The organism is Pseudomonas sp. PARCl1 (assembly GCF_947311875.1).
Taxonomy (GTDB): Bacteria; Pseudomonadota; Gammaproteobacteria; order Pseudomonadales; family Pseudomonadaceae; genus Aquipseudomonas; species Aquipseudomonas juntendi.
Window position 1 is genome coordinate 24,374 of record NZ_CAMZMX010000011.1, and the last position, 20,783, is coordinate 45,156.

Below are 20,783 nucleotides of genomic sequence, written 5' to 3' on the forward strand. Positions count from 1 at the left end.
CCGATGTCACTCAAGGATCGATTCAGCGAAGAGTTGCGTTACCTGCATGAACTGGGCAACGACTTCGCTACCGACAACCCACAACTTGCCCGGCTGCTGGGCAAAGGTGGCAGCGACCCGGACGTCGAACGGCTGATGGAGGCTTTTGCCTTCCTCACCGCCAAGTTGCGCCTCAAGCTGGAGGATGACCTGCCAGAGCTGACGCACCCCATGCTGCAGTTGCTGTGGCCCAATTACTTGCGGCCCCTGCCAAGCGCCACGATCATCCAGTTCACGCCACTCAAGCAAGCGCTCAGCCAATCACACTGCATTCCCAAGGGCTCACCGTTGTTCTCCAGGCCCGTGGATGGCGTGACTTGCGAATTTCGTACGTGCACGGCCGTGGACATCCACCCGTTCGAGATCCAATCGGTCAGCGCTACCCAGACGCTCGACAGTTCGGTAGCACGCATCGAACTGCGCACCCTGGTCGAGCGCCCCTTGAACACCCTCGGCTGCGACAGCCTGGATTTCCACTTGAGCGGTGATGACAAGACAGCCCGCACGCTCTACCTGTGGCTTGCTCAATACCTCAAGCATGTCGCGGTAACGATCGATGGCCAAGTGCACCGGTTGCCGGCCAGCAGCATCATCTTTCCGGGCTTCAGCGCGAACGATGGGCTGCTGCCGTATCCGCAGAACGTCTTCGATGGCTATCGGATCCTGCAGGAATACTTCGTTTTCGCGAAGCGCTTCCACTTCTTCAGCGTTAGCGCACTGCAGAAAGTCTGGCCCGATCAAGCGACTCGGCAGGTGGGCATCGAACTTCACTTCACCCGCCAGCTCCCTGCCTCGGTGCGTATCGGCATGGCGGATTTGCGCCTGTTCTGCACGCCGGCGGTCAACCTGTTCAGCTACAGCGCCGAACCTATCGACCTCTCCAACCGGCAGGCCCCTGCCGAGCTGACCCCCAGAGGGAAAGAACGGCATGCGTATGAGATTTTCAGTGTCGACAAGGTGGTCAGCACCCGCACCACAACAGACGGCAGCACCGGCGAACACCTACGCACGTTCCGCCCGTTCGAATCGTTCGCCCATGAGATCGAGCATGCTCAAGGGCGCACGGCGTTGTACTACCGCTATACCCTCGAGGAGTCCTTGCGCGGCGAGGGCGTCACACATCGCATCGCCTTCGTGCGTGCCGATGCCAACGCTTACACCGGTGAGCTGGAAACGGCGTCCATCGACCTGACCTGCACCAACCGCGATCTGCCCCTGGCGCTGGGCGTTGACGACATCGATGTGATTTCCGAAGCCACGCCGGCGCTGACCACCTACACCAACATCTGCAAACCCACCCGCCCCTACCGACCAGTGCTGGATGGCCAGTTGCAGTGGGCGCTGGTTTCCAACATGTCGCTCAACTACCTGTCGCTGCTGTCTGCCGAGCCGCTGAAGGCGGTGATTCGTGCCTATGACTTCGTGGCCTTGCACGACCTGCAGCAGACACGCACGACCCACAAGCGCCTGGAAGGCATTCGCGATGTTCAGACCGAGCCTCTGGATTGGCTGATCAAGGGCCAGCCCATTCGCGGGCTACGCACACGGCTGAAGCTGGACCAGGCCGCCTTCCTGTGCGAAGGCGACCTGTACCTGTTCGGCTGCGTGCTGGCGCACTTCTTCGCCCTGTACGCCAGCATCAATTCCTTCCATCAACTGGAAGTGATCAACATCACCAACAACGAGCACTACACATGGCCCATCCAGACCGGCAAACAACCGCTGATCTAGCCGACAGGCTGCTCGCCGAGGCACACCAGTACAACTTCTACCAATTGCTGGAGCGCCTGCACGGCTTGCATGGGGATGACCTGGAACCGCGCTGGCCGGACCAGGCCACCCGGCTGCGCGTGCGGCTGGCCTGTGACCCACGGCTGACGTTTCCGGTTTCCGACGTGTACAAAGCCGAACGCATGCCCGGGGCAGAAGACCGCTACCGCGTGTGCGCCACCTTCATGGGCCTGCATGGCACTGACTCACCCTTGCCTGCCTACTACCTGGAGCAGGTGGCCTACGAGCATGCGCAGGGTATCGGTATGCGGCCGGCCTTTTTCGACTTCTTCAACCACTACCTGCTCAGCCTGCTGCACCGCGTGTGGCGCAAGTACCGCTACTACATTCGCTTCCAGCCAGGTGCCAGCGATGGCTTCTCCCAGTACATCTTTGCCCTGCTGGGGTTGAATGACAAACAACTGCGCGGCGACACGCCGTTGCCGTGGAGCCGACTGCTCAGCTTCGCCGGTGTCATCGCCAGCCGCAGCCGCGCACCGGGCACCGTCGCGGGCATCATCGCCCACTGCTTCGACCTGAAACAGGTGCACATCAGGGAGTTCGAGACCCGCTCGGTGCCTACGACAACCCGGCAACTGGTAAGCCTCGGCTGCAGCAACGGCGAGCTGGGCACTTCGTTCCTGGTCGGCAGCCGCACGCGAACGCGCAGCAGCAAGTTCACCATCGTGATCAGCGAGCTGGACCAAACCCAACTGCGTGGCTTGCTGCCCAGCGGCATCAACTTCAATCGCTTGCGCGCCTTGATCGACTTCCTGCTGCGCGATGGGTTGGCCTACGACCTGGAATTGCGGCTGCAGCAGAACGCGCTGTCGCCCTTCTGCCTGCACCCGAGCCAGGGCGCCCACCTGGGCTGGACCAGCTTCACCGATGACCGCCATGGCCAGATCAGCCCCGTGGTGCGCTTTCGGGGGCGCTCATGAGCACATTGACCTTGAACATAACCAACCTCGACCAGTTGCAGCACAACGTCACGGCCCGGCACACATTCGATCGCGCAGGCGGCACCATCGGCAGCGTAGGGGCCGCGTGGCTGATCAATGACGGTGCACAGAGCGTGGCACCGATCCACTGCGAGATCCGCTGGCTGGAAGGTAGCTTCTGCGTCATCGACCGCTGCGGGCGCACCTACCTGAACGACAACCTGGGCAGCCTGGGTACGCGGTCAGCCAGGCGGCTGCTTGAGGGCGACCGACTTCGGGTCGGCGCTTATCGGCTGTTGGTCCAGCTGTCGCCAGCGGATGCCCGTTCGCTGGAGGCGTTATTTAACCCCGACTCACGGGTGCTCGACCAATTCATCCTGGATGCACCTGCAGAGCGTTCGCCTGCCCAGCCCGCAACGGCCCCGGTCGCCGAGATTTGCTCGGTATTCGCCCAAGGTATGGGCAACGATCCCTTGGCAGCACTGGACGCGGTGACGCAAGCCACGGCGCAGGACCCGCTGGACCGCCTGGTTGCAGGAGAACACCCATGACGCGTCATTCGCTGGTGGCCGGGCTTCTGGCAACCCTGATCGGGCTCTCGGGCTGCACCGCCCTGGGCAAAATGGGCCAAGTGGCGCTGAACCCTTCGATACCCGTCGGGCCGCCCAAGGATCACCCTACCGAAATTGCTTTCAGCATCAACGCCAGCCCCACACTCAACAGCAACCCCAGCAGTGTGGACGTGCTGGCCGAGCAAGAAAGCAGCCTAGCCCCCAGCCCCTACGCAGTCACTTTGAGCGCGGGCGACCCCTACGCCCTGGCCGAGAAGGTCGGCACCCTGTTCGAGTTTCTGCAGGAGCAGTACCCGGCCGCCTCGCCTGTCGAGTTACCAGAGGAGGAGGCTGATCTCCCGCTTCGCTCGCCCTTCGAGCACAGCACACCCGGCCGCTACGAAGACGCGAACATGGTGCTGAGCTTACCGCGCAGCACCACGCCGGCCACCGAAGCGGTGGCTACGCCCATGGCTATCAAGATCCTGCAACTGCGCGACGACTCATTGCTGCGCAACAGCCTTTATGAGCTGCTGGACAAAGACCCCGCCAAGGCGCTGCGCAGTACCTATATTCGCGATGACGATTACCTGCTGCACCCTGGGCAGTTCAAGTTCATTCCCTTTACCGCCATCGAGCCCGAGACCCGCTTCGTTGCCGTGATCGCCGATTACCGCAACCAGGACGATGCCACCTGGAACCAGGTACTGCGCATTCCACCGCGGGGCCACCAGATCATCCTGTCGGTGTTGCTCAATGACACGCAGGTTTTGCTCAAGGAGCAAGACTGATGGCGCCTGCAACCCTACCCTTCTCGCTCACTCACGCTGACACGGAGCGCTCATGAGTTCACGTAATCCCGTCCTGTGGCCTGAAGGCCTGTTCGTCAAACCGCAGCATTTCCAGCAGGCTACCCGCGCCGCTGAAGCAGCCCAGCACCAACGTCTGGCCAGCCTGAACGCGGCCTTCTATGGCTTCAGCGAGCTGCAACTGAACGAGGAATACCTGAGCCTGGGCAAGGTCGCGATCACCCGCGCCCGCGGCATCATGCCGGACGGTACGGTGTTCGACATTCCGGCAGACCTGCCGCCGCCGCCGCCGCTGGAAATCGACGACGACGGCGCAAAGGACAGCGAGGTTTACCTGTGCCTGCCGCTGCGCACCGAGGGCGGTCGAGAGGTGAGTTGGCCCGACAACGCCGCCAATTTCCGCTACAGCGCTCAGCCCCAGGAAATCAAGGACACCCACAGCGCCGATGGCGACCTGGCCCAGGTCGATCTGGCAGTGCCCAACCTGCAACTCAAGCGCAAGGCTGACGACAGCAGCGCCTACACCCGCCTGGCACTGGCACGTATCCTGGAGCGGCGACCCGATGGCAGCCTGCAACTCGACGAAGGGTTCTACCCGACCAGCGTCTCGGTACGGGCTGTGCCCGCACTGCAGCGTTACCTCGAAGAAATCACCAACACCCTGCGCGAGCGCTCACGCAACCTGGCCAGCCGAATCGGTGCTGCTGGCCAATCCGGCATCGCCGATATCCGCGACTTCAACCTGTTGCAAGCCATGAACCGCTGGTGGCCGTGCTTCCAGCACTTGGCCAGGCAGGGGCAGACACACCCTGAGCAGCTGTACCTGCACATGAGCCAGGCGTGCGGCGAGTTCGTGACCTTCACCGACGAAAGCCGGCTGCCTGCCGAGTACCCCGCTTACCAGCACAGCGCATTGCGTGCGTCGTTCAAACCCCTGCAGGACACGTTGCGCCGCGCCCTGGGTACGGTCCTGCAGCCGCGGGCGGTCTCCCTACCGCTGAACGCGCTGGATTACGGGGTAATGACGACGACGCTCGAAGACCGCCGCCTGATCGATAACGCGGACTTCATCCTCGCCGTGGGTGCAGACATGCCGCCGCCGACCTTGCGCCAACTGTTCATGCAGAAGGCCAAGGTCACGTCCCTGGAAACCTTGAATGACCTGGTGCACAAGCAACTACCCGGTATTGCGCTACAACCGCTGCCGGTGGCGCCGCGCGAGCTGCCCTTCCACGCGGGCTTCAGCTATTTCGGGCTCGACCGCCGCGACCCGGCCTGGGCCTGCATGAACACGGCCAACGGTTTCGGGATTCATATCGCCGGGGAATTCCCCGGGCTCGAGTTGCAGTTCTGGGCAATCAGGAGTGAGTGAAATGCACGCGAACGACCACCCGGGCGATGGCAGCGCACCTGCGAAAGTCGAGCAGCTGCGCTGGATGCTTGAAAACACTTCAGGCACAAAGGGGGCAGGATGCTCGACACCCACGCCAGAACCCGATCCGGCGGGTGAAGGCTACCCAGCCGATCCGGATTTCCAACTGCGGGGCGGCTACAGCAACGTGATGCTGGACGCCGCCGCCCCTTTGCTCGGCTTGGTCATGCGCATCCGCACGCTCGATACACTGCCCAACCTCGAACAGGTGCACCGGCAGGTGCGCAACCAGATCGAAAATATTCAGCAAGAGCTGCGTCAGCATGGCTACGAGGCCACCCAACTTCTGGCCTATTCCTATGGCCTGTGCCTGTTCATCGATGAAGCCGTGATGGAGAGGCCCTGGGGCCAAGCAAGCCTCTGGAGCCAGGAGCCCCTGCTCAGCATCTACCACAGCGAAACCTTTGGCGGCGAAAAGATCTTCACCGTGATCTCGCGCCTGATGCAAGAACCCCAGCGGTACCAGGACGTGCTGGAGTTCATGTACTTCATCCTGTGCCTGGGCCTGAAGGGCAAGTATGCATTGGCACCAAAGGGCGAAGAAACAATGAACACCCTCATTCACCAACTCCACGGAATCATCCGTGAGCTGCGTGGACCTACGCCGACAACGGTCTGCGACCCCTACACCAACGTCGCCCCGCGCAACTTCCGCATGAACCGGCAATGGCCCTGGTGGAGCCCCTTGGTGATTTCCGCCATTGCGATGGCTACAGCCTACGGCATCTACAGCTACCGCCTGCACCTGATCACCGATGAGGTGCTGCAGTCGCTCAACGGCATCTTGTAGCAGTAAACAGGCGGCACACCCGAATTCAACGAATTGACGGGGCATTTACCTCGTTGAAAAAGCCCATCGATTTCGATGGCCACGCTGCCCTTTGTGCACGTGCTTATCCACATGGACGCAGGAGAAACTGCCATGCCAACACCCGCTTACATCAAGATCGAAGGCCAGACCCAAGGCAACATCACCGCGGGCGCCTTCACCTCCGATTCGGTCGGCAACGTGTTTGTCGAAGGCCACGAAGACGAGATCCTGGTACAGGAAATCAAACACCGGGTAACCGTACCTACCGACCCGCAAAGCGGCCAGCCGGCCGGCCAACGCGTACACAAACCGTTCGCCTTCACCAGCTCACTGAACAAGGCGACACCGCTGATGTATCAGGCACTGTCCAGCGGCGAAATGCTGCCGACCGTTGAAGTCAACTGGTATCGCACTTCCGTTGAGGGCAAGCAAGAGCACTTCTTCACCACCAAGCTGGAGGACGCCACCATCGTCGACATCAACACCACCCTGCCTCATGCACAAAACAAGGAGAACGCTGACTTCACCCAGTTGATCGAGGTGTCGATGTCATACCGCAAGATCTCCTGGACCCACGTCACCGCAGGCACCGAAGGCTCCGACGACTGGCGTAAACCGATCGTCTAACCCGGCTGAACACCCCTGGCAGGCATGCCCTGCCAGGGGTTTTTGAACTCTCAGACGGCGGAAGGATTTTTCATGGCCAGCCAATCTGATTTGCGGTACACCTTCGAGCCACTCGTTGGCAATGCCGAATTTGAAGTGGTGTCGTTCGAACTCAAGGAAGCGATCAGCACGCCCTTCACCCTCGAACTGGAATTGATCAGCTTCGAACCCGACATCGATTTCGGCCAACTGCTGGATAAACCCATCGTGTTCACGATCTGGGATGGCAAAGGTCCGGTGCGTTACGTGCACGGCCTGGTCAGCCGATTCAGCCAGGGCGAAAGCGGCTTCTACCGTACCTACTACAACGCATTGGTCGAACCCATCCTGGCCCGCGCCGGACTGCGCTCGAACTGGCGCATCTTTCAGCAAAAGACCGTCCCGCAGATTCTTGAGCTGATGCTCAAACGTCAAGGCATCGTTCAATACGAGCTTCGCGCGATCAGGGATCACCACGTGCGCGAGTTCTGCGTACAAGCAGGCGAGACCGACCTTGCCTTCATCGCCCGCCTGGCGGCTGAAGAGGGCTTTGTCTATCGCTTCGAGCACAGTGAAACCCTGCATAAGCTGATCATCACGGATCAGCTGCTATCCCTCGGGCTGATCAGCCATGGGGCGCTCAAGACCGACAACGGTGACGAAGGGTTCTTCGACGGCGACGACGTTATCGACCCCGACACCGTGCTGTATCAGTCCGACAGTGGCGGCGATCAGGCCAGGCCTTGCCTGCGGCGCTTTTGCTACAGCGAGCACGTCAGAACCTCGCGACAGGTACAGCGCGACTACACCTTCACCAACCCGGCGTATCGCCAGGAACACCGTGCTTCAGGCGCTTTCCTGGAACACCAGTCCAGCGACTACGAGCGCTTCGACTACCCTGGCCGCTACAAACGCGATGCCGTGGGCAAGCCGTTCACTGAAAACCGGATCACCGCCCTGCGCCATGATGTGCGCATCGCGCAGGTGCAGGGGGATGACGTCAGGCTGCAGCCTGGCCTGAGCTTCACACTCACAGGCCACCCTCGCGACGACTTAAATGTGCATTGGCGCGTGAACAGCGTGGCTCACAAGGGCAGCCAGTTCACCAGCCTCCAGGAAGAAGCAGCCGGCGTCGATCAAAGCACACGCTATGAGCAAACCGCCCAACTGGTACCCGGCAGAACCGAATGGCGCCCCCCTCCGCTGGACAAGCCTCGAGTCGATGGCCCGCACATGGCAACCGTGGTCGGCCCTCCGGGCGAGGAGATCTACTGCGACGAATGGGGCCGGGTCAAGGTCAGCTTCCCTTGGGACCGGGAGAGCAACAACGACGAGTTCAGCTCCTGCTGGGTGCGTGTATCCCAAGGGTGGGCAGGTGGCAGTTGGGGAGCGATGGCCATCCCGCGCATCGGGCAGGACGTGGTCATCCAGTACGTCAACGGCGACCCCGACCAGCCGATGATCACCGGGCGCACCTATTGCGGTAACCAGCTGCCGCCCTACGACCTGCCCGACCACAAAACCCGCATGACCATCAAGAGCCAGACCCACAAGGGTGATGGCTTCAACGAGCTGCGGTTCGAGGACGAGCTGGGTCGACAGGAAGTGTTTATCCATGCGGAGAAGGACCAGAACAACGTCGTCAAACACAACGAAACCACCTTCGTCGGCAATGACCGCAGAGAGCGGGTGGATCATAACGAAACCATCTCCATCGGTGCCAACAAGACCGAGACCATCGCATTGGCCAAGGGATTGACCATTGGCGCGGGCTACCAGGTCAGTGTCGGTGCGGCAATGAACACGACAGTTGGTCTTAGCCAAAGCGAGCAGGTGGGCATTCACAAGTCCGTGATCGTTGGCAACCGCTTCAACATCACAGCAGGCGACGAACTCAGCATCACGGTTGGTAAAGCGTCGTTGGTCATGAAGTCCGACGGAACCGTGCTGATCAACGGCAGCAACTTTGACTTCAGTGCCACAGGGCCTGTGCAAATCAACGGCAAGGATGTCGATATCAACTGAAAGGGACCGCCCAAGATGGAATTTCGCAACCTGACGCCGTTTGACGTCATGTGCTTCAGTGCGCTCAGCAAACTGGATATAGAGCACCCAGTGATTGTGATGAAAGTTGGCTATCGACTACAACCCATTGCCAAGAAACCGGGGAGCTTTTCCGCTGAAGTAATCGATGATGATCCAGTTCCACTTTGCCTAGCCGATAAATATTATGGCGAGGAAGGGCGCAGTAGCGTCAAGGAAGAAAGTGATTTAGCACCTTTCAAACCTCGCTGTGATGTTATTGTCAATGGACATGCCTATGCACCAGGCATGGAAGCTACGCGGTCGTGGACTGCTGGAATTCGCTTGAGCGAACCTGCGGCGCCATTAAAGATAAATATTACATCACCAAAATCGTCCACTTCAGACGGACCTCCGACGGAGCAACAGTTATATGCATGGCGGGATGCACAAGCGGAGGCAACACTGCGCCGCGCTAATGCCCCAACTCGTAATATCTTGTTGAACAAGCGGCTCCGCTTCACCGGGCCTAGGATCTTCAAGCCAAGCCTGTTTACTGGGTGGCATGTTACTGAAGCTGAACTTGCCGAGCGCGTACCACTGCAATGGGAATACGCTTTTGGCGGTTCAAGCATCTTGCATAACCCTCAATTTCCTGATCGTGCCTCTGAGCCTCATATCATTAATCAGGTTTGCTATAGCAATCCACTGGGCCAGGGATGGGTCGACACTCGTCACTTTGAGCTCGCGAGCGCAATTGAGCAGCCGATAGAGGCCTTGCTGGCTCCTCAGATTGAACAAATCAATGACCCCATTACAAAACTTGTAAGTAGCCACCAGCCCGATGGTGATGTCACTGCTAAAGAGATGGCCGAGATATCCAGAGCGCTCACTCACCAGCCAGCAGGGTTTGGAGTAGTCGGGCGCGCTTGGGCGCCACGCCTTGCCCTCGCGGGCACCTATGATGATGAATGGCGGGACACTCGCTGGCCTGGCCTCCCTGCCGACTTTGAGTTTGGCTATTGGAACTGTGCTCCTGCAGATCAGCAAACAGCCTTCTTGAGGCCTGATGTACAGATCGAATTGTTCAACCTGACTTCACATGAAAACGGCCACAACGGTCGCCTGATCGTTGAATTACCAGGTCATCGCCCATTTCTGCTGGCACGGTTTCACAACGGTGCGCTGATTCCCATTCCCTTACTCACTGACACCCTGGTTATCGACACAGACGCAATGAGTTTATCGTTGACTCATCGAATCAGCCTTCCCTCTACCGAACCTATCCGTGCACTGGAAGCCAGGTTCGAGATCGATCCCACAGCCCCACTCATAAAACGCGCCCGACCCACAAAACAAACTGAAGGGGAGAGAGGCTGATGGCAACGAATATACTTGCTCGTAAACAAGCAAACTGGAGAGTCGTCAGCATCGCCCCCGATGTTTGTAAAACTCCCATGGGTAGCGCGACCCCGCCTGTTCCCTATCCCGTCACTGCTGAGCTGAAGATAGCAACTGGCGTAGCGAAATCCGTGCGTGTCAACGGCAAACCAATTGTCGTATATGACATGAGCCTCGTACCCAAAACTGATGGGGATCAGGCAGGTGCGGCGAAAGGGATAGCCAGCAATACCGTTGGCGGTAAATGTTACCCGCAAGGAAAAAGTAGCACAGTGCGCGCCGAGGGGAAATTGGTCGTCCGCCACAATGATCTATTTTGGATGAATGGATCGTAGTCATGGACGAACCTTTAGAAATTAAAATCAGTAAATTCCAACAATACATAAGCGATACGCACAGCATCGCCACCTATCAAGAAGGTAATGCCGTAGTCGTTCAACTCTGGAACGGAAAAATACTAACAACCAGAGAGCACCTGTCTTATGAAGAATATAAAAAATTTCGCGCAGACGCCCCAGAATATGGATTGCCCGACTACGCACCGCCGAAAACAACGAAAGATGAGCACATAGGAACAACTCCCAATGGAAACACTGTAGGTCGAGTCATAGGCTCAGTCGACTTTCCCAACAAGAAAAACAGCGACTACAACCCCACTATCGACGAAGAATTAGATCCTGAACTCAACTCTAAAGACAACACACTAAACAATATACAACTGGGTCTTGAGTTGTTAAGCATTATCCCTGGGATCGGAACAATTGCTGGGGGCACTAACGCTGCCATCAGCATAGGAAGGGGGAATTACACTGAAGCAATGGCATCTGCCGCAGCAATGATTCCGTTTGCTGGGGGACTCATTAAAGGTGGAGTACTCATTGGGAAAACTGGCGGAAAATTCAGCAAATCAACGGCTAGGTTACGAGATGGAGGGAAAGGCAAGCGTGTTATCGACCCGCGCTGCATACTCCGTCCATATAAAATCAAAGGAAGACCGACATGTCCCCCGCCACTGACCGGCCACCATGTCGTCCCAGACCGTGTTTTTCGATTAGGCTCAAGGACTCGAATTCCTGGTGGGCTTTCCAATAATGATGGGTTAGTGATATGCGTTCAGGGCAAAGATCGGACAGGTGAGCATGGTAGAATTCATCGAATTTACGATCCGGAAGAACAGGCTGTGGGTCTACTCAACTCACCGAGGGGTACCGCCCCACTGCTTACATTAGAAGAAATTGGCGCCAGAGCAGTCAGCAGAGTAACAAAATGCAATGAAGCCAACCTATTAGCGCAGCTTAGAGACTATCACCAATCCAAAGGGTTGCAGCTTGACTTCATAGGCAGAGCCGACCCATATGGACATATTACTAAAACCATTCCTGTAGAATCAGTTGGCTCAAAATCCAATTCAGGCACAGGACCACTTTAAATGAAAAAAACAAACAACTCCAGCATCACGATGCTGGCCGGGACCGCAGTAAGCGAAACCATATATTACATGACTGGCACGCTAGACAATCTAGCCAGCGACATGATTTTCACAAGAATGTTTATTTATGACGATAGTGCGACACCCTCCAATCAATGGTTCCATCACGACCTACCGGGTTGGGCAGTGATATCTACATGTTTAGTTCCTGCGAACCCCACAACTCCCCGGCATGTTTGTTCGCTAAGCGAGCAGGGTGATGTAGAACTCTATAGCTCCGCAGGAATCAGAATAGAAAAAATCAAAGGTGCCGGCCTCAGTCACACAGAGGAGAGCCGAGGCTATATGACTCGCATTAGACATATAGGAGATGCGCTATACGCATGCGGGTATGCCGGGCAGGTATACAAGAGGCAAAAAGAAAAGTGGGAGCGCTTTGATGCCGGAATTAGAGACAAAAGCCCCAGCTCCCTCACTACCATCGCTACTCCCTTAGACTTGATTGACATTCACGGACTGCACCAATCTGATATATACATTGTCGGAAGCGAAGGTTTCATCGCTCACTACAACGGAATCAATTGGTCAATACTCCCCCCCATAACCAGGGCATGCCTGTACGGCATATTTATACAGTCGGAGAGCGAGGTCTGGGTCGCCGGATCAAATGGCACCATTCTAAAAGGGAACGCCATAAATGGCTTTCGAGCAATTTGCCGAAAGACGCTTGACTGCGACTTTTATTCTATAGCAAATTTCGAGGATGAATATTACATTGGCGCAAGCGACGGGTTATACAACATGCGTCACGGCAAAATACTAAAAGTTAATCTGCCCGAGAAAATCATTGAGATTGACTCGATAGAGACAAAGAAGGGAACACTTTGGGCATTAGGATCTAAAAAATTAATCAGATACGATGGAAACACCTGGAAATTGATTAATAACATTGACAACAACTGACCTTATCATTCAAGCCAGTGCAGAGGCATCACTCTGCACTGGCAGGACGTACAAATACCACCATAACTTCACAATACCAAACCACATTACAACATTACTCACTGTAGACGTCCGATTAACAGCATGACCTCACCACTCAAAAGCAGGCTTTATCCACATGGGCTCAGGAGAAACTGCCATGCCAACACCCGCTTACATCAACACTGAAGGCCAGACTCAAGGCAATATCACTGCGGGCGCCCTCACCTCCGACTTAGTCGGCAAAGTGTTTGTCGAAGGCCACGAAGACGAGATCCTAGTGCAGGAGATCAAGCACCAAGTGACCGTACCTACCGATCCATAGAGTGGCCAGCCTGCAGGCCAACGGGTCCACAAACCCTTCATCTTCACCAGCGCGCTGAACAAGGCGACACCGCTGATGTATGAAGCACTGCCCAGCGGCGAAATGCTGCCGACCGTTGAAGTCAATTGGTATCGCACTTCCGTGGAGGGCAAGCAGGAGCACTTCTTCACCACCAAGCTGGAGGACGCCAGCATCGTCGACATCAACATCACACGGCCTCATGCTCCTACAGGTATTGCATGGCCCTTGCGTCTTGCTTCGTCTATCGCTTCGAGCACAGTGAAAACCTGCATAAGCTGATCATCACGGATCAGCTGCTATCCCTCGGGCTGATCAGCCATGGGGCGCTCAAGACCGACAACGGTGACGAAGGCTTCTTCGACGGCGAAGACGTTATCGACCCCGACACCGTGCTATATCAGTCCGACAGTGGCGGCGATCAGGCCAGGCCTTGCCTATGGCGCTTGCGCTACAGCGAGCACGTCAGAACCTCGCGACAGGTACAGCGCGACTACACCTTCACCAACCCGGCGTATCGCCAGGAACACCGTGCTTCAGGCGCTTTCCTGGAACACCAGTCCAGCGACTACGAGCGCTTCGACTACCCTGGCCGCTACAAACGCGATGCCGTGGGCAAGCCGTTCACCGAAAACCGGATCACCGCCCTGCGCCATGATGTGCGCATCGCGCAGGTGCAGGGGGATGACGTCAGGCTGCAGCCTGGCCTGAGCTTCACACTCACAGGCCACCCTCGCGACGACCTAAATGTGCATTGGCGCGTGAACAGCGTGGCTCACAAGGGCAGCCAGTTCACCAGCCTCCAGGAAGAAGCAGCCGGCGTCAATCAAAGCACACGCTATGAGCAAACCGCCCAACTGGTACCCGGCAGAACCGAGTGGCGCCCCCCTCCGCTGGACAAGCCTCGAGTCGATGGCCCGCACATGGCAACCGTGGTCGGCCCTCCGGGCGAGGAGATCTACTGCGACGAATGGGGCCGGGTCAAGGTCAGCTTCCCCTGGGACCGGGAGAGCAACAACGACGAGTTCAGCTCCTGCTGGGTGCGGGTATCCCAAGGGTGGGCAGGTGGCAGTTGGGGAGCGATGGCCATCCCGCGCATCGGGCAGGACGTGGTCATCCAGTACGTCAACGGCGACCCCGACCAGCCGATGATCACCGGGCGCACCTATTGCGGTAACCAGCTGCCGCCCTACGAACTGCCCGACCACAAAACCCGCATGACCATCAAGAGCCAGACCCACAAGGGTGATGGCTTCAACGAGCTGCGGTTCGAGGACGAGCTGGGTCGACAGGAAGTGTTTATCCATGCGGAGAAGGACCAGAACAACGTCGTCAAACACAACGAAACCACCTTCGTCGGCAATGACCGCAGAGAGCGGGTGGATCATAACGAAACCATCTCCATCGGTGCCAACAAGACCGAGACCATCGCATTGGCCAAGGCATTGACCATTGGCGCGGGCTACCAGGTCAGTGTCGGTGCGGCAATGAACACGACAGTTGGTCTTAGCCAAAGCGAGCAGGTGGGCATCCACAAGTTCGTGATCGTTGGCAACCGCTTCAACATCACGGCAGGCGACGAACTCAGCATCACGGTTGGTAAAGCGTCGTTGGTCATGAAGTCCGACGGAACCGTGCTGATCAACGGCAGCAACTTTGACTTCAGTGCCACAGGGCCTGTGCAAATCAACGGCAAGGATGTCGATATCAACTGAAAGGGACCGCCCAAGATGGAATTTCGCAACCTGACGCCGTTTGACGTCATGTGCTTCAGTGCGCTCGCACCTGACGGTCAAGAACATCCTGTTATCGCCATGAAAGTCGGATATCGGCTCGAGCCGCTTGAGGGCTGTCTTGGCAAACTCCGAGCCGTCGTCATTGATGACGAACCAGTGCAGCTTTGCACGGCCGATATCTATTATGCAGAGATCGGCAGCAGTTCCGTAGTCGAAGAGAGCGACTTGGCGCCATTCAAGCCACGCTGCGATGTCATCGTCGTCGGCCATGCGCACGCGCCGGCAGGACAACCTGCAACTTCGTGGGAAGCCAGTGTCCGTGTTACTTCGACCCGTCCCAAGCAAGTAATCCCTGATCCACCACCCCCGAAGCGCGCACCGAATGTTTACCTGACCGCCGATGAACTGCAGGCACACCAAGCAGAAGTACTAGAAGTTCGGCGTCGCAACAGGGAACAGCTCACGCCAATCGTGTTACTGGACAAGACGCTGCGCTTCACCGGTCCACGAAAATTTCATCACAACTTCTTCGGCTGGCATCTCACCGACCCAGAGCCTGTCACACGCGTTCCTCTGCGTTGGGAACATGCTTTTGGTGGCGCCAGCCAGTTCGCCAATCCCAAATATGGGCATAACCCCGATGCCCCCGAGTTCCTGCTCAACGAAGTGTGCTTCAGTAATCCGCTGGGCTGTGGCTGGCTGGAGTATCGCCATGAAAAGCTGCACTACGAGCAGAGCGGCGACAAGCTCGCCAGCCTGTCAGCGCCTCAGATCGAACATTTGGACGCCCCCATCGAGCGCCTGTTGCGCGCGCGGCATCCAGCTGGCCCGCTGAATGCCGCTGCTATGGCTGAGGTAGCTGCCTCCTATGGCTGCAGGCCAGCCGGCTTCGGCAGCGTTGGTCGCGCCTGGGCACCGCGCTTGGCACTTGCTGGCACTTATGACGAAAGTTGGGAAGACAATCACTGGCCGGGATTGCCACAGGACTTCGATTTCGGCTACTGGAATGGAGCCCCGGTTGACCAGCAAGTTGCTTTTCCTACACCAGATGCACGCGTTGCCCTGTTCAACTTGATTAATCCATCCCTGAGCCAGGATGGGCACTGTGAAGTCCAGCTTCCAGGCCACCGCCCCTTCGTGCTAATGCGCATGACCAACGGCGGAATACTGCCGCTGCCAATGCTCACCGACACATTGCGCATCGACACCGATGCCATGACTCTGTCGATGACGCACCGCATCAGCCTCTCCAGTTCGCTTGATATCCGCGTGCTCGAGGCGCGTTTCGAAACCAATCCCGACGCTCCCATTATTCGGCGCGCCCCACACCGCGGCAGGGAGCACGTCTGATATGGCCGATACCGTAATGGCCCGGCAGCAGACTAAATGGACGGTCATCAGCATCGCGCCAGACGTTTGCAAAACACCGATGGGCAGCAGCGTTCCACCCGTGCCCTATCCGGTCACGGCAGAGCTGAATACCAGCACCGGTGTGGCGAAAAGCGTGCGCGCTAATGGCCATCCGGTGGTTGTCTACAAGCGCAGTTTCACTCCCAAGACCCTCGGTGACGCCGCTGGCCAAGCCAAAGGCGTCAAGAGCGGTACCGTCGAAGGCAAATGCCACCCGTTGGAGCACAGTAGTTCCGTGCGTGCGGAAGGGTGTCATCTGATTCGACATGGGGACCTGTTCTGGATGAATGGGAGTTGATGCCATGAATGTTCAACCAACTCAACTGGAAACGCTTGTCGTCCAGGTGCACGAAGTACAGTTACGGAAGCTAGCAAGCGGTCCCGACAGGATGTATGTGCAAACCGATGGCTCCGGAAATGTGCTGGTCGAGTTTGCCAGTGACACCGACGAATGGGGCAAATCCCTGACACTGAGTGAAGAGCAGTATGAGGCCCTCCGTCAGGAAGCGTTCCACAAGGAATTGGCTGACTTGAAGGACATCCCGACCTACACTCAACTCTATGCTTCATCAAAAAATAGCGGCTCGACTACCACGCCGAATGGCAACACATTGGGTAGAGTGAGCGGTGAAACGAGCGCCATCGGCGATGCTGCGGAGTACTCCAACCCCGAGATAGAAAGCGAAACACCGGCAGAATGCATTACAGGCGATGAAATACTGGATGGGCTTCAGCTAGGGTTAGATATCGTAGGTCTGATTCCAGTCGTTGGCGAAATAGCTGATGTCGCTAATGCGGGCATCAGCCTCGCACGTGGAGACTATGCGGGAGCAGCCCTGTCTCTGCTATCGGCAGTTCCTTTTGCTGGGTACCTTGGAACAGCAGGAAAAATAGGTAGACATGGCGCCAAGGCAGTGGCAGAGACATCCGTCAAGACATTCAAGGAAGTTGTTGAGCGAACAGCAACAGAAGCAGCGCAGAAGCGAGCTAAGGAAGCAGCAGCACGCAGACAAACGTCAGGCGGAAAGGTACGACCGAAGAAGCTACAAAAGAAAAAACCAGAGTGCTTCGACCCTCGACAGTCTGACGCCTACAAAAAAATGAGCGAGACAGAAAAAAAAGGCTATCTCAAAGACTATGCTCGCCAGCTCAAGCGGCAAGAGGATGCAATCAACAACATGTCGGCCAAAGAATTCTCTGGAGCAAGGAGAATGTTCGACGAAACCAAGCGGAAAACTGGAGATTCCGGCCGAAATCCTCTGGCAGAAAAAGCGCAGCGTGACTACCGGCGTGACAGGCGTAAAGAAATAGAGAAAAGCCTATACGAAAGCAAAAGAAACAAGGGCGTAGCCCCTAAAGTTGCGAAAGCCGAGGCCAAAGCAGAGAGCGGCGCAATCATGGAAAAACTAACAGCGCTCCACGAGCCTGATATGATCGCGGGAGGCTGGGCCAAACCCGACCCTACCGGATTAGGAGACAAACGTGTAAACAGCGCTATTGGTGGAAGCTGGCGACATAAGGAGAGAATTGAGACCCTCGAACGCGCAGCAGAAAGAGCCATTAAGCGGGGCGATGGTAAAGACATGATGAATGTAGAACTAACCATTTGCCCTCCAGATAAAAAGAGGAAATAACTAATGCGTGATTTAGATTTCGCTGAATTCATAGAGTGTTTTGGAGAAGCGACTCAGCGAACCTGCGTACCAGAAGCTAGCCTTGACAAATGGAAGAGCATACTTCCACCTGCATTAATCCAATACTGGAAAGATGAAGGATGGGCAGGATATGCAAATGGACTTTTTTGGACCGTCAACCCCGATAATTACGAGCACATTAAAAACGCCTGGCTCAAGGATACACCGATAGAATCCCTCGATAAATTTCATGTCATTGCTAGAAGCGCATTTGGAAACCTTTACTTATGCGGCGAAAAAACCGGACACAGCGCCTCAATCATCTGCAACCACAATGAAATACTCGCATTAAAAAATCGACTGAAAGCTAAAGAGCTAGCAGCTCAAAACCTCACGATCCAATCGCTATTCGGCACTAGCGAACCAGAAGACTATGATAATACAGACTCAAACGGCAAGCCATTATTCGAGCGTGCAATCAAGAAATACGGCCCGCTCGCTCCAGATGAGATTTATGGCTTCGAACCTGCTTTAGTGGCCGGAGGAAAACCCACCCTGCAAAATCTAAGTAGATTAAAGCTCGATCCTCACCTGCTAATCCTACGTAATTTCGACACACCGAGACTACCCTTCTCCAATACAGACTTGGACAAGCTGATTAAATAGCCCACTTTACTCAGAAAATATATTTATGTGAAACCACCCGAAATCACTCAGTGGCATCATAAGATTTCAGACCGTGCAAATGACAGCAACATCAGCACAGGGGATTACCACCTGTGCTGAATCAAACCCACATACTGCCAACGAAACAGATCCGCCCCATCACCGATGACCAAGACTTATTAAACTCAGTTTATATAAAGCGCGACAGCGGAAAGAGAGCTGAGAGTCAATTTCGATGGACTGACTCACTAGGCCATCGAAGCAGAACTCCACGATTCCTGTAGTAAAATTGGTCCATGCGACTCTCCGGCAGTGAAAGTATAGTCGCATTCTTATTTTATTCCTGTATGGGGATGCCAACCCTGGCCAGAACTCGCCACCTGCCACGTCGAGAAGCCTCATACAGAGATGCCATGCTCTGTGCCGCAGGCATCCGTCCGCCTGCACTGATCGCAGCCGGAGCAACATGTTCGTAGTCAAGCCGTCTTTCAATGCCCCTCTTAGCAACTGCTCCCACAAAGCTCCTCCACGCGGTTGCCATCTTCTCCTATGGCACCCCCTTACTGGAGGTGAGCGATGAACTTGCGCCACTTAAAGTGCTTCCTCGCCGTCGCCGAAGAACGCCATTTCACTCGCACCCCGAGCGTTTGCACATCGCACAATCCCCGCTCTCTCGCACCATTCGCGACCTGGAACACGATCTGGGGGTCGCATTGTTCGAACGCGTCGCCGGTACCGGGACGAATCTGACTCCAGCAGGCCAGGCGCTTGCTGAATCTGCCCCGCGGATTTTCAGCCTGGTCGATCAGGCGCGCAGTGCCACTTTGGCAGCCGCTGCCGGTTCACTCGCAACAATGTGCGTCGCACTGTCGGACGGCATTCTGCCCAAACGTCTGGCGGCGCTGCTGGCCAGCAGCCGTGAGGAAAGAGCCCGACTCAACCTACAGTTATTCGACGTGCCGCTGGCCGAACAACTCAACGGCCTACAGCACAACCTGTTTGATGTCGGTTTTGCCTGCGCTCCCGGCAAACCCCACGGCCTGTCCAGCGAAACGCTGTGGCAGACTGAACTGGTCGTCCCCCTCCCACTTCGTCATCCGCTGCTGGTCCACAAGCACGTCCCCTTGACCGAACTGGCAGCGTGCCCGCTGGCCCTGTTCTATCCCGACCTACAAAGCGGGCTGCATCAGCAGGTTTCATCGCTACTGGCCGGGGAGGCACATCACTCACCGTGGCGGCCCAGGCTAGCAGCCAGGAGATGTTGATTTCTTTGGTGGCCGGTGGATATGCCGTGGGACTGAGCTGTACGGCCCAATTGAAGGCGCACGACATCGAAGACATCGTGCTGCGGCCTCTGGCCGGTGAGGCGGTTCACGTATCGACACATCTGCTCTAGGCCACGTACGAACCTGGCACGCCCTTGGCGCGCTTTATCCATCGAGCCTTGCGGATAGCGGCTACCCCGCACTGATGCCAGAAGACACCGGCTAAGTTGTAGGGGATCTCTGCTTAACGTCTTGTGAGCGCGGCGCGGTCATCTATCCGGTGAGAGCGTGTTCCGCATTGTTTGCTGCGCGATGGCTGCGGCAGGCGCTGAATGCGGGCACATCCTCATCGATGTCAACGGACGTCCAGGAGAGTCAAAGCTGACCCAGCCCATCCAAGCCTCGGTGCTCGACACCGAACACCGCATCCTCCGCCGCCCCGACGTGAAGCGTAAGGCCGGCTTCAAGCGTGCACATCTACGCACTGATCGCCCAGGGCAAGTTCCCCAAGCCCATCAAGCTTGGCATCCGTGCGGTCGGCTGGGATTCCCTAAAGGTCGAGCGCTGGCTAATCGACCGCGTTTCGCCACGCGGCTGAGGCAACTGATCTGCCGCACCACCATCGAGGGCCTGGACCTGGTGGTGTCGAATGATATGCAAGGCCAGTTGAACACCCTACTTTTGCATGCACCGGATGGCCGCCTGCGGCTGCGTAACCTGCGGTCACTGGTCCGGCCACACTACCACCTGTTGTTATCGATACACAGGGCGCACGCAACGTACTGCTGGAGATGGCGATTCTGGCGTCCGACCTGGTGCTGTCGCCGGTCACGCCGGAGATCTTCGCGGCCCACGGACTGAGCCGGGGCACCCTGCAGTGCTCAGGAACCTGGCGTCC

At 57.0% G+C, this 20,783-nt stretch carries 17 protein-coding genes and 4 pseudogenes; all 21 read left to right on the top strand.

The annotated features are described in order from the left end of the window. The first annotated feature begins 3 nt into the window (after nt 1-3). Nucleotides 4-1,770, top strand: coding sequence for a type VI secretion system baseplate subunit TssF (gene tssF / locus QME24_RS08475; RefSeq protein ID WP_280091253.1), 1,767 nt, complete (start codon nt 4-6; stop codon nt 1,768-1,770). Next, on the top strand, nt 1,734-2,750 hold the full coding sequence (gene tssG / locus QME24_RS08480; protein WP_054905712.1) for a type VI secretion system baseplate subunit TssG: 1,017 nt from the start codon (nt 1,734-1,736) through the stop codon (nt 2,748-2,750). Before tssF ends, tssG begins: the two co-directional genes overlap by 37 nt. After that, nucleotides 2,747-3,301 (top strand): FHA domain-containing protein, encoded by a 555-nt coding sequence (locus QME24_RS08485; protein WP_280091252.1) that lies wholly within the window; start codon nt 2,747-2,749, stop codon nt 3,299-3,301. Before tssG ends, QME24_RS08485 begins: the two co-directional genes overlap by 4 nt. After that, the gene (gene tssJ, locus QME24_RS08490; protein ID WP_054905714.1) at nt 3,298-4,092 is read left to right on the top strand and encodes a type VI secretion system lipoprotein TssJ; all 795 of its coding nucleotides are present in this window, start codon (nt 3,298-3,300) and stop codon (nt 4,090-4,092) included. The genes QME24_RS08485 and tssJ overlap by 4 nt, the downstream gene beginning before the upstream one ends. A gap of 52 nt (nt 4,093-4,144) precedes the next feature. After that, nucleotides 4,145-5,482, top strand: a complete 1,338-nt coding sequence (gene tssK / locus QME24_RS08495) for a type VI secretion system baseplate subunit TssK (protein ID WP_192439839.1) — start codon at nt 4,145-4,147, stop codon at nt 5,480-5,482. 64 nt (nt 5,483-5,546) lie between these two features. Further along, the gene (icmH, locus tag QME24_RS08500) at nt 5,547-6,332 is read left to right on the top strand and encodes a type IVB secretion system protein IcmH/DotU (RefSeq protein ID WP_280091261.1); all 786 of its coding nucleotides are present in this window, start codon (nt 5,547-5,549) and stop codon (nt 6,330-6,332) included. Nucleotides 6,333-6,464: 132 nt separating this feature from the next. Further along, the gene (locus QME24_RS08505; protein WP_280091251.1) at nt 6,465-6,980 is read left to right on the top strand and encodes an Hcp family type VI secretion system effector; all 516 of its coding nucleotides are present in this window, start codon (nt 6,465-6,467) and stop codon (nt 6,978-6,980) included. A gap of 72 nt (nt 6,981-7,052) precedes the next feature. Beyond that, entirely contained in the window at nt 7,053-9,023 is a 1,971-nt protein-coding gene (gene tssI, locus QME24_RS08510) for a type VI secretion system tip protein TssI/VgrG (protein WP_281690803.1), read from the top strand. Nucleotides 9,024-9,038: 15 nt separating this feature from the next. Continuing rightward, entirely contained in the window at nt 9,039-10,400 is a 1,362-nt protein-coding gene (locus QME24_RS08515) for a DUF2169 domain-containing protein (RefSeq protein WP_260776969.1), read from the top strand. Continuing rightward, complete coding sequence (locus QME24_RS08520; RefSeq protein ID WP_260776970.1) at nt 10,400-10,756, top strand: DUF4150 domain-containing protein; 357 nt, start codon at nt 10,400-10,402, stop codon at nt 10,754-10,756. Before QME24_RS08515 ends, QME24_RS08520 begins: the two co-directional genes overlap by 1 nt. A 2-nt stretch (nt 10,757-10,758) precedes the next feature. Next, nucleotides 10,759-11,850, top strand: a complete 1,092-nt coding sequence (locus tag QME24_RS08525) for a hypothetical protein (protein WP_281690804.1) — start codon at nt 10,759-10,761, stop codon at nt 11,848-11,850. After that, complete coding sequence (locus QME24_RS08530) at nt 11,851-12,813, top strand: hypothetical protein (RefSeq protein ID WP_281690805.1); 963 nt, start codon at nt 11,851-11,853, stop codon at nt 12,811-12,813. 178 nt (nt 12,814-12,991) lie between these two features. Beyond that, a pseudogene (locus QME24_RS08535) lies at nt 12,992-13,378 on the top strand (Hcp family type VI secretion system effector); the annotation flags it as partial. A 35-nt stretch (nt 13,379-13,413) separates the two neighbouring features. After that, a pseudogene (gene tssI / locus QME24_RS08540) lies at nt 13,414-14,889 on the top strand (type VI secretion system tip protein TssI/VgrG); the annotation flags it as partial. Nucleotides 14,890-14,904: 15 nt separating this feature from the next. Then, the gene (locus tag QME24_RS08545) at nt 14,905-16,260 is read left to right on the top strand and encodes a DUF2169 domain-containing protein (protein WP_281690806.1); all 1,356 of its coding nucleotides are present in this window, start codon (nt 14,905-14,907) and stop codon (nt 16,258-16,260) included. 1 nt (nt 16,261) lies between these two features. Beyond that, on the top strand, nt 16,262-16,618 hold the full coding sequence (locus tag QME24_RS08550; protein ID WP_235768723.1) for a DUF4150 domain-containing protein: 357 nt from the start codon (nt 16,262-16,264) through the stop codon (nt 16,616-16,618). Nucleotides 16,619-16,622: 4 nt separating this feature from the next. Next, nucleotides 16,623-17,954, top strand: a complete 1,332-nt coding sequence (locus QME24_RS08555) for a polymorphic toxin type 15 domain-containing protein (RefSeq protein WP_192439836.1) — start codon at nt 16,623-16,625, stop codon at nt 17,952-17,954. A 3-nt stretch (nt 17,955-17,957) separates the two neighbouring features. Continuing rightward, on the top strand, nt 17,958-18,620 hold the full coding sequence (locus QME24_RS08560) for a GAD-like domain-containing protein (protein WP_192439835.1): 663 nt from the start codon (nt 17,958-17,960) through the stop codon (nt 18,618-18,620). A 713-nt stretch (nt 18,621-19,333) separates the two neighbouring features. Then, entirely contained in the window at nt 19,334-19,885 is a 552-nt protein-coding gene (locus QME24_RS08565; protein ID WP_280091267.1) for a LysR substrate-binding domain-containing protein, read from the top strand. Nucleotides 19,886-20,266: 381 nt separating this feature from the next. Further along, a pseudogene (locus QME24_RS08570) lies at nt 20,267-20,483 on the top strand (AlpA family phage regulatory protein). Next, nucleotides 20,480-20,763, top strand: a pseudogene (locus QME24_RS08575) (AAA family ATPase); the annotation flags it as partial. The pseudogenes QME24_RS08570 and QME24_RS08575, both read left to right, overlap by 4 nt. Nucleotides 20,764-20,783: the final 20 nt, after the last annotated feature.

Bases quoted from the DNA above. Each gene is read 5' to 3' on its own strand.
- tssF (WP_280091253.1), top strand. From the start codon at position 4: ATGTCACTCAAGGATCGATTCAGCGAAGAGTTGCGTTACCTGCATGAA.
- tssG (WP_054905712.1), top strand. From the start codon at position 1,734: ATGGCCCATCCAGACCGGCAAACAACCGCTGATCTAGCCGACAGGCTG.
- QME24_RS08485 (WP_280091252.1), top strand. From the start codon at position 2,747: ATGAGCACATTGACCTTGAACATAACCAACCTCGACCAGTTGCAGCAC.
- tssJ (WP_054905714.1), top strand. From the start codon at position 3,298: ATGACGCGTCATTCGCTGGTGGCCGGGCTTCTGGCAACCCTGATCGGG.
- tssK (WP_192439839.1), top strand. From the start codon at position 4,145: ATGAGTTCACGTAATCCCGTCCTGTGGCCTGAAGGCCTGTTCGTCAAA.
- icmH (WP_280091261.1), top strand. From the start codon at position 5,547: ATGCTTGAAAACACTTCAGGCACAAAGGGGGCAGGATGCTCGACACCC.
- QME24_RS08505 (WP_280091251.1), top strand. From the start codon at position 6,465: ATGCCAACACCCGCTTACATCAAGATCGAAGGCCAGACCCAAGGCAAC.
- tssI (WP_281690803.1), top strand. From the start codon at position 7,053: ATGGCCAGCCAATCTGATTTGCGGTACACCTTCGAGCCACTCGTTGGC.
- QME24_RS08515 (WP_260776969.1), top strand. From the start codon at position 9,039: ATGGAATTTCGCAACCTGACGCCGTTTGACGTCATGTGCTTCAGTGCG.
- QME24_RS08520 (WP_260776970.1), top strand. From the start codon at position 10,400: ATGGCAACGAATATACTTGCTCGTAAACAAGCAAACTGGAGAGTCGTC.
- QME24_RS08525 (WP_281690804.1), top strand. From the start codon at position 10,759: ATGGACGAACCTTTAGAAATTAAAATCAGTAAATTCCAACAATACATA.
- QME24_RS08530 (WP_281690805.1), top strand. From the start codon at position 11,851: ATGAAAAAAACAAACAACTCCAGCATCACGATGCTGGCCGGGACCGCA.
- QME24_RS08545 (WP_281690806.1), top strand. From the start codon at position 14,905: ATGGAATTTCGCAACCTGACGCCGTTTGACGTCATGTGCTTCAGTGCG.
- QME24_RS08550 (WP_235768723.1), top strand. From the start codon at position 16,262: ATGGCCGATACCGTAATGGCCCGGCAGCAGACTAAATGGACGGTCATC.
- QME24_RS08555 (WP_192439836.1), top strand. From the start codon at position 16,623: ATGAATGTTCAACCAACTCAACTGGAAACGCTTGTCGTCCAGGTGCAC.
- QME24_RS08560 (WP_192439835.1), top strand. From the start codon at position 17,958: ATGCGTGATTTAGATTTCGCTGAATTCATAGAGTGTTTTGGAGAAGCG.